6 protein-coding genes and 1 pseudogene are annotated in these 9,869 nt (G+C 34.6%); 2 read left to right on the forward strand and 5 right to left on the reverse strand.

The genetic code is table 11. The annotated features are described in order from the left end of the window. The first annotated feature begins 300 nt into the window (after positions 1–300). Entirely contained in the window at positions 301–3,690 is a 3,390-nt protein-coding gene (locus tag QZN27_RS06690; RefSeq protein WP_296785485.1) for a hypothetical protein, read from the forward strand. Positions 3,691–3,735: 45 nt separating this feature from the next. On the opposite strand, the gene QZN27_RS06695 is transcribed toward QZN27_RS06690, so the two are convergent. The 5 genes from QZN27_RS06695 to QZN27_RS06715 are packed head-to-tail and all read right to left on the reverse strand — an operon-like array spanning position 3,736 to position 8,818. After that, positions 3,736–5,520, reverse strand: coding sequence for a DNA-directed DNA polymerase (locus QZN27_RS06695; protein WP_296785487.1), 1,785 nt, complete (start codon positions 5,518–5,520; stop codon positions 3,736–3,738). Then, positions 5,521–6,543 carry an AI-2E family transporter gene (locus QZN27_RS06700; RefSeq protein WP_296785489.1) on the reverse strand — a complete coding sequence of 341 codons (1,023 nt, stop codon included), beginning with the start codon at positions 6,541–6,543 and terminating at the stop codon, positions 5,521–5,523. It lies immediately after the preceding gene. 15 nt (positions 6,544–6,558) lie between these two features. Beyond that, entirely contained in the window at positions 6,559–7,356 is a 798-nt protein-coding gene (locus QZN27_RS06705) for a dihydroorotate dehydrogenase electron transfer subunit (protein ID WP_296785492.1), read from the reverse strand. Further along, positions 7,349–8,254, reverse strand: a complete 906-nt coding sequence (locus QZN27_RS06710) for a dihydroorotate dehydrogenase (protein WP_296785494.1) — start codon at positions 8,252–8,254, stop codon at positions 7,349–7,351. The genes QZN27_RS06705 and QZN27_RS06710 overlap by 8 nt, the downstream gene beginning before the upstream one ends. A 24-nt stretch (positions 8,255–8,278) precedes the next feature. Next, a complete protein-coding gene (locus tag QZN27_RS06715; RefSeq protein ID WP_296785496.1) occupies positions 8,279–8,818 on the reverse strand; it encodes a glycosyl transferase in 540 nt (179 codons plus the stop codon). Positions 8,819–9,389: 571 nt separating this feature from the next. Here QZN27_RS06715 and QZN27_RS06720 point away from each other — a divergent pair. Continuing rightward, positions 9,390–9,869 (forward strand): annotated as a pseudogene (locus QZN27_RS06720) (ATP-binding protein); the annotation flags it as partial.

Here is a 9,869-nt window from a genome sequence, read left to right on the forward strand (position 1 = left end):
TGGCAATCGATGAAAAATTATACGAACAATTAAAAGGAATCTGTGATGACTTAGACATTGACATTGATTCCTATGTTGAAGAATAGTTATTATTCTTCATAAATCTTTTTTTAAATCATCGATGATATATTTTTACATATCATTAAATTTTTACTTTAAATTTAATTTTAACTTGAAAATATTAAAAATATCTTGAAAATAGACAAACCTTTAAATGTAAAAAAATACCAATATTATTATACTGAAAATCATAAATTATTTTCAAAAATATGATTTTCATAAAAAGGAGGAACTAAATTTATGAAATTTAAAAACTCTTATATCTTATTAATAGCAATGGCGATATTCCTATTAGTAAGTATCGGGTCTGTTTGTGCTAGTGAAAACATCACTACCGATAGTGACAGTCCATTAGCTAGTGCAGATACAGAAGTTGCTCTTGCCGACGGAGAAGACACGGGCAGTGATGCAACGCAAGAAAAAATCAATACTACTATTGAAACTGTTGAGAGTGAAGAATTTGACTATGATGCTGACAAGAACATTAGTGTTAATGTAAAAGACAATGAAAGTGCAAACATTAATGTTAACGCAAGTGATTTACAGGTAATTGAAAACGGCAAATCACTTAACTTCACATACAACAATTCAATACTCAGCATTATAGACAAGTTATCTGTTGGAAATCATACCTTAATACTCAATTATTTAGGTAATGCAACCTACGCTAATTCAACAACAAATATTACATTACATATTTTAGGAAATAAAACATTAGAATCTCCAGACAATATTGTAAAAACTGGGGACGAATTTGAAATCAAGGGCATTAAAGTCTTTGATGGAGTTAAATATCTCGATCCATTAGACAGCACAAAATTCATCATAAATGTAACATACATTGACAGCGAAGGAAACCTAACATCAAAAAATATTCAATATTTTACTTACAACAATGGAACAATAAGATTCGCATATGAGATAATTATAAAAAGCATACTTTTAAACTACACTGATGCAGTTAATACAAAAACAATTGGTGTAAGGTATGCTACAAGCGTTAATGCAACCGGTGGTAAATTTAAGATAACCGATTACAAAAACATTACTGGCGTACATGTTTATGATAATAAACATGATGAATTAACAATCAGCAAAAACGATTTAAGAGTTCTTGAAAATGGTAAAGAAGTTGCTTTTGATTATAATAACTCAGTAATTACCGTCAAAAATTTAGCTATTGGCGTTCACAATTTAAATGTCCTTTATGTAGGTAACATGACATATGCACCATCCAACAGGACAGTGACAGTTAAAGTATGGGGCAATCAAACATTCAACCCAGATAAAACTGCAAACTTAAATTCAAACAATGATGTAACTATTACTTTAAACCTTAATGATGGTTCAGATCCAGTTAATGTTACTGTGGGTAATTTAACCCTTACATTATTCTACAAAGTGGGTAATGTAACTGAAAATTCAACTATCCCATTTACACTTCTCGAAGACCAGCAGACTATCAAATTTAATATAGATAAGGTATTTGACAGCGCATATGTTGACATCAAATATGTTGCTGAAAACAACTTAACCGCTAGAACCACCATTAAAGTAGGCACTGAAATCTCCATTCCTACATCATTAGAACAAGGAACAGAACAAATTGCCAACTTTACCACTACTGTTATTGCAGTTAACGGAACTAACCTTGCTATTAATGTGAACAACACTAAAGTTTACAGTAACGGCAAAGAAATCAAATTCACATACAATGACTCAGTTATCACATTAACTGACAAATTCGGTTTCGGCGTTTACAACATTACTGTTAAGTACATCGGTAACGACACTTACTCTGAAGTGTTTAAAAGTTTTAACTTGACCGTTTATGGAATCAATGCCACTTCAACAATTAAAGTTAACTCTACTAAAGAAGGAGACATTGAATTAACCATTGTAAACGGTACTGAAATTGTTGAAATCACTGCAGACGATTTAACTCTTAATGTTACATATAAAGATGGAAATAATACAGTAGTTATTCCAATTGCATCAAAAGTGATTAATAATAACACTTTAATTATCACTCTTGAAAATGGAAACTTCACTTCTGCAACATTAAACATCAAATATAACAATGCTACAACAAATGTCACTTTAAACAGAGTTTACAATATTAAAGTTGAAGCGATTAACAATGTTGTTGAATATCAAAGTGGAAAACTAACCTATAAAATCACTGACCTTGATACAAATGAAGCTCTATCAAATAAAACTGTCAATTTAGAATACAAAATCACAACCGGCGCAATCAGTATCAGCGGTATCAGTGGTAGCGGAATCACAATTATTTCCACCATAAGCAATACAACTGATGAATCCGGAATATTGACTTTTGACAACAATAAAATGAATGGTCAAGGATGGGGATTCATGGATGTCGGTAATCATACCGTTACCATCAAATCCAATGCGTTCAATAAAACAAACGGAACTAGTCAAATCATAACCATCAATAAAGCAAACATCAACATTGTAATTGATGAGTACAAAGAATACTACGGCAGCGACAAAAAGATTAAAATTACCGTAACCAATGCGGCAACTGGAGATCCGGTTAAAAGTACAATTTTACATCTTTACTTGCCGGTAACTACCCAAAAAGATTACTATTTCCAAACCAATGAAAACGGTACCAGTGAAATAAACGTTAACGGATTCGTTGGAGGAACATATGACTTGACAATAAGCAACAATGACACTAAAAACATCAACAGTAAGAGTGTCGACGGTAGTTTCACCATTCTTAAGATTCCTGTTGTAATCAATTCCAAAGATGTTACAGTCTATTACAATACCGGAACTACAGCCAAAATTAAAGTTACCCAGAATGGCAAACCTTTAAGTGGAATGTATGTGCTTGTCACATTATACGCCACCTCTACAAAATACAGCAACTATCTGTTCCAAACAAACAGCAAAGGTGAAATTTCATTTAGTGCTTCCCTAACTGTTGGTAAACATAAAATGATTATTAACTCAGCTGATAACAGATATGATGCAAAACAGGTTACCCCAACTATTACAGTTAAAAAGGCTACCGGTAAATTTACTGCTAAAAAAGTGACTACCTACTACAAGGCTGGTAAATACTTTACTTTAAAATTAACTAATACCAAAAAGAAAAAACCGATTTATGATGCAAAAGTGAATATCAAAATATTCATTTCCAAAAACAGATATTACAACTACAACGGTAAAACCGGAATGAACGGTCAGATAAAACTATTACTCGACACTTTAAAACCGGGTTCCTACAAAGTTGTTATTTCCTGTGCAGATAAAAAAGACTATTCTGCAAAAGAGATTACATCAAAAATCGTTATTAAAAAAGCTCCAGCTAAATTAACTCCTAAGAAAATGACCGCTAAAAAAGGCGCTAAAAAATTCTTCCAAGTCAAAGTTAAAAACAAAAAGACTAAAAAAGTAATTAAAGGAGTTAAAGTTAAAATCAAAGTATATACTGGTAAAAAAGCAAAAACCTTCACTGCTAAAACCAATGCAAAAGGTATTGCAAAAATCAGTACTGCTAAACTAAAAGTTGGAAAACATAAGGTTGTAGTTACTTCAGCTAACAAGTATGTTGTTGCTAAAAAAGCAAAGTCAACTATTAAAATTAAAAAATAAGAGAAATCAATTTTCTCTTAACCCTTTTCTTTTTTTAAAAAAAAATTATTCTTTCTTATATTTCGCATAAAAACCATCAGTATCTGCATATATTGCATAAAAACCATATTCTTCTGCTTTTTTTATTGATGATTTAATGTACTGTCTTCCCCATGAGGTAATTGCCTTTGCACATTCGAAGGAGTACCATCTGAAGCGCGGAAAACCATAGATTCCATACATGGTATTGGCCAGTCTTTTGATGGCCTGCTGCTGTACATCCAAAGCTATTCTTTCCTGAGGATCATCGGACGCTTTCATCTGACGCTTGATTCTGAACCTTTCCTGCAATATCTTATCGATAACAGATGGGATAAATCCTTGCGGTGATTTCTTAAATTTGATGCCATGTTCAGGTGAAATATTATAATCGTCCTCGTCTTCAACTTTTCCCAAAGTCATAACATCCGGAGAGATGTTTTTTGAAATGATGATACTTGGATACAGGCTTCTAAAGTCGAACTGCACCAGATTCTCATGAAGACCCTTTTCAGGTTCCCTTACATATCCACCTTCATTGTCTTCAGCTGAAGCACGGTCGGCAAAGTTTGAGCCCTGTTTGTTTGGTACGACTTCACCGTCAAAATAAGCCTGCTTTACTAAAAACCATTCTGCCTGCTGGCCTGTTGCCATACGGGACACGTCAAATAATGGCTGGCCTATGATACGGGTAAGCTCCAGGTTAAGCGGCAAAGTCTGTTCTGCAATTTTCAAAGTGGACACCACATCGTCAAGGGAATAATCAAACAGAGTATCCAATTCTTCACCTTCATTATCCCAGAACTCCCAGATGCGGTCACCAGGAACATCTATCTTTTCTTCGCCAAACAGTTCATAATAAACCCTTTCCAGCGTATATCTGTCAAGGGTCATGTATCTTCTCATTACAAGGTACAAATCAACATGAATCAAACCCTTGAATGATGCCGCATTTGAATATCCTCTTCTGATGAATTTGACATCGGATTCGTCCATTCCAATATCCAGATCAACATCAAGTATCTTTGCACGGTCTTTCAGATAAGGGAAATCAAAATTATCCGAATTGTAGCCAACGATAATGTCAACGTTATTGTCCTTAATGATTTTGACAAACTCTTCAATCATTTCCTTTTCAGTGGATACCTGATTTACAAAATCATCCCTATCCTCAGAGTTTGTTTTGGTGGATATCACCTGATTAACACCAAAATTGCTGGCTACACCAATCATGATGATTTCATCCTCTGCAGAATCAGGCATTCCATGAGGGTTTCTCACTTCCAAATCGAAGCTCAATATTCTGAAATTTTGAGGATATTCCTTTTTCCTTTCAAGCCTTTCAGTCAGCTTGATTATTTTGATATCCTGTTTTGTGGAATCCAAATCCATGAATGTTTCAAGCTCCTCTCCGACTGCTGTGACTTCAGTCATAGGAATAACATCACGGTCCATCAGGTACCGCCTGTAGAATGGGATGTCGAATTCCCTTATTTGAATTACGCTTTCCAAATCCCTTAAAGCATCACGATTTTTGGCCAGTTCCTGAGGATGCTTGAATGTGACCTTTATAAATTCTGATTCTATTTGGAAATCTTTTTTAATTACTTTTTCAACACAAACAACATCAATATTATCTTCAATTTCGGAGATGCACTCTTCAACATCATCTGACACCACATACAAATAAGGTTCAAAGGTATCATCTATTAAAATTATGTTCTCATCACCTTTCTTTGAAAACAGCCTGATTACAGGTTTTTCCTCATAAGTGACATAATCTATATCCAAAATTACCACATTTTCCTGCATCTACTCATCCCCCAGGATATATTCCTTCCGGTAGCTATCTAAAACGGCATAGGTAATTCCTAAAATCAACGGTCCAACAATAAAACCGACTATTCCATAAACAAGAGGTCCTGATAAAAATCCGACAAGCAAAATCAAAGGATGAATATCAGCATAATGGCTTGAGAGAGCCGGCCTTATGTACATGTCTATTGTGCTTAGGAAAAATCCGAAAAGCAGGACAACAATAGCCCTCGGATAATTTCCGGAAAGAATGTCCATAAAGAACAATGCCCAGTAGATAGGCCATGGGCCAAATACTGGAATAAGCTGCAGAATACCAGTTATTACACCTAAAAAGATTCCAAATGGATATCCGAGAAGTGAATATCCTATCGCTCCGAATATTCCAATTATCACTGATGTCAGGAAGTGTCCGTAGAAAATGCTTCTCAAAACATCCTTTACAGATTCCACAGTGTTGTCAAAGAAATCCTTTGAATCATCGGGGACAAATGACCTCATAAATTCAAGGAAATCATCCCCATCCCTAACGAAGTAGAATACGGAACATACTAAAATAAATAAATCAAGAGTGATGTTCATCAGACTGCTTATGAATTTGACAAGATAATTCAGGACATATCTTCCGATTTCCTGGATAGATGAATTGACTGATGTTGAGATTGAATTTACATCAAAACTCCATGGAAGATAAGCTGATATGGATGAGAACAATGCATTGATATCTGCATATGTGCTGGAGGATGATGCACCGGACAATATCGCTATAAGCTCAATAACAATATATGCAATAAGCAGTATCAGCGGTATCAGAACAACCACCATTGCAAGCAATATCGATAAGGAGTTAAATTTGAGCTTTGACTGGATTTTTCGGGCCACAGGCTTGACTCCATAAGCCAAAATGGCACCCAGTATAATCATGTTTAAAACGGGAAAGATTATCATTAGCGAAACTATCACTAAAAACAATACCAGAAGCACTGGCGGAGTCAAGTATTCCTTAATGTCAATTCCCATTTTATCATTTCCCGGTTAGTATTTTACGCCTGAAGCGTCCCTTCTGTATTTTGCAAATTCAGTGATTTGTGATATCTTGTCATTTTCAAAAACAGGCCCTTCAACACAGATTCTCCAGCCTTCACTGTCAACACAACATTGACCACACACTCCTAGTGCGCATTTCATATATCTTTCGAGAGAATATTGGCCAGTTATTCCTGCATCTTCAAGGATATCAAAGATTCCCTTCATCATTATCTCAGGTCCGCAGACAAATGCAAAATCATAAGTCGAATCTTCAAGCAAATCGCTAAGACAATTTGTTGCAAAACCTTCAAATCCGAAACTTCCATCATCAGTACATGGATAAACACTGACGCCCAATTTTTCAAGTGAATCCAAAAACAACAGCTCATCCTTAGTTTGTGCAGCTGAAATTACACTGACATCATTGTTTTTTGCCAAATCACTGGCTATGGCATTGATTGGAGCCATACCAACTCCACCACCGATAGCTATGATTTTTTTGCCTTCAAATGAGTTGTCAAAACCATGCCCATAACTGCCTCTAACACCAATCTGATCGCCTATTTTTAAATCATGCAACTGGGAGGTGAACTCCCCGATGTTTTTAACAGTTATTGCAAGCTCATCATCATTAATTTGCGAAATGGACATTGGCTTTTCATTATTGAAATTCCAAATCATCAGAAATTCACCGGGATTAGGTTTTCCAAGTGTTTCAAAATCCCAATCGAATTTGAAAGTTTTGATAGTAGGAGTTTCAGTGACAATTTCTGTAATTTCAACTATTTTCGGTTCATTAATCATGTGCAATCCCCACCATTTCATCAATTGAAGAATAACCCTTATCATTCATGAATTCTTCCAATCCTTTGTTGATTCTACTGAATACCTCTACACCTTCGTCCATTATTGCAGTACCTATCTGAACTGCACGGGCACCTGCAAATATAAATTCCACAACATCTTCAAAGGTATAAATTCCTCCAACACCAATCAATGGAATGTCAACAGCTTCATAAACTGAATAGACATTGCTTACAGCAATAGGCTTTATGGCCTTACCGCTCATTCCTCCAGACTTATGGAAGAGTACCGGTTTTGCAACATCAATGTTGATTTTCATTCCCGGACCCAAAGTGTTGATTAAGGACAGGCAATCTGCACCGGCATCTTCACAGGTTTTTGCAATCTCAGTGATGTCGGTTACATTAGGTGTCAATTTGGCAATTATAGGTACGTCTGAAGCGTCTTTTGCAGCCGCTACGATAGTATGGCTCAAATTACAGTCCTGACCTATTGAGGCTCCGTAGCCTTCCATAGCATGAGGACATGAAATGTTGAGTTCAATCATGTCAACATGTTCCTGAACTTCCTCCACAAGCTGTGAAAATTCAGAAGGGTTTGCCCCATATATTGAAGCGATAACGACATTATCCTCATGATCAATCTTTTTCAGTTCTTCCTTGAAATTCTCAACGCCAGGATTTGAAAGGCCAATCGCATTCAGGATTCCTCCATCAACCGCTACGGTTGTAGGGTTAGGATAACCCGGATGAGGATTCAGTGAAAATGATTTGGATACGACTCCTCCAGCTCCTGATTTTAAAATCCAATTCATTGATGAGGCATTGCTTCCCATTATTCCTGCAGCCAGCATCAAGGGATTTCTAAATTCCACTCCACAAACATTTGTTTTTAACATACTATCATCTTTGTAATTAATTGTTTAATTAGTTTTTGTAAATTTATCAATGATTTCCTGATATTTTTCATTCTGCAATTTCAAACTTATTATATTGGTTTTATGGGATTTTACTGTTTCTTCATTTGATTTAATCAGATTTGCAATTTGCTCATCCTGCTTTTGTATTATGGCATCCTTTTGGGCAAGCAAATCCTCATATGTTTTAGAGATTCTTTTGAGCTGAACATCCAGATTCTCGGTATTTCTGCCTAACTGCTCCTTATAGTCATCAATCAGGGACCTCAGATACTTCACCTGGTCGTGCTTGTCCTCGATGATTGATTCCTTTTCTTTAATCTTTTCCTGCAAGTCATCAAGTTCATTGATTCTTGCCTTGTCGTAATCGATTTTTGTGTCGAGCTTATCCTCCAAATTCTTTTTCTCGTATTTTAATTTGGTGGAATAAAGTTTCAGCTTGTTGATCTGCTCATTTTTTTCCTGGAGCTCCATATTGAGCTCATCGATTTCGGCATTCTTAAGTTCCAACTCATATCTTAAATCATCCAAACTCTCTTTTGACATACAGTTAATAGTTTAAATTTCATGATAAAAATAGTTTAAAGATATCTTAAAAATTTTTGTAAAAAAAGTTTTAAAAGGAATGAAGCCAGAATCGAATGAATCCGACCCCATTAATTCAATATATTTCACATGTATTGATTAAATTAAATATATGCTAAAAATCATATATATAATTTACTTATATTCTCTGAATATAAACGTAGGAAGGACCCCACTAGAGAGAAAATACCAAAACTCGTTCCTTTGCATTCAACAACTAATTACCGCCCCATAAATCACTCATTTAAAGATTATGATAATGATTTTGATGATTTCCAAAGTTAATTCTAAAATAATTTTCCAGTCTTTTTTCATCAAATCACATGTGAAATTAATTGAGATATTTTAAGTCTAAGTGGTCAAAACCTACAATACCTTTATTAAATATCTAAATATATAAATTAGACAGCTTAAAAATCTTAAATATTTATTTAAACTTATTAAATTGCGTTAAAATGTAAAAATTGCATTGAATATGTAATTTTTAAAATATTGAAAATGCTTATTAAAAATAAAATAGATAATTAATCTTATGGAATGCTATATTACTTATTGCGTTAAGGGATTTCTGGCCTTTAACAGTGAAAACGAATTGATCTCAGAAAAGTTATTTCCCAAAGATGAAATACTAAACAGATTGGCAGATATCGATGATAAAAAGATTGTGGCTGAAGAATTGGATATAATTGATGAAGTTTCAAAGGATTTTGACGAAATCATTATCGAATCAAACAAGAGAAAATCAGATTACAACAATGAAAAAATAACAATCAAAAATCCGAATCCCGCCGGAGAATATCTAAGATGCAATTATGAGGAATTCGGACTGGACAGTGAGGAAATAACAGAAATATACAGGAATCTGGCAATTCACAAAATCAAGAAGGAATCAGCTTCCGAAGATAAACATCTGATTCAGGCCATAAATTCCATTGATGAGATTGATGAAAGCATTTCAAAATTAATCGAGAGAATCAGAGAATGGTATGCATTGTATTTCCCTGAAATGGAT

It is taken from the genome of uncultured Methanobrevibacter sp., from assembly GCF_900316895.1.
In the GTDB taxonomy this organism is placed as follows: domain Archaea; phylum Methanobacteriota; class Methanobacteria; order Methanobacteriales; family Methanobacteriaceae; genus Methanocatella.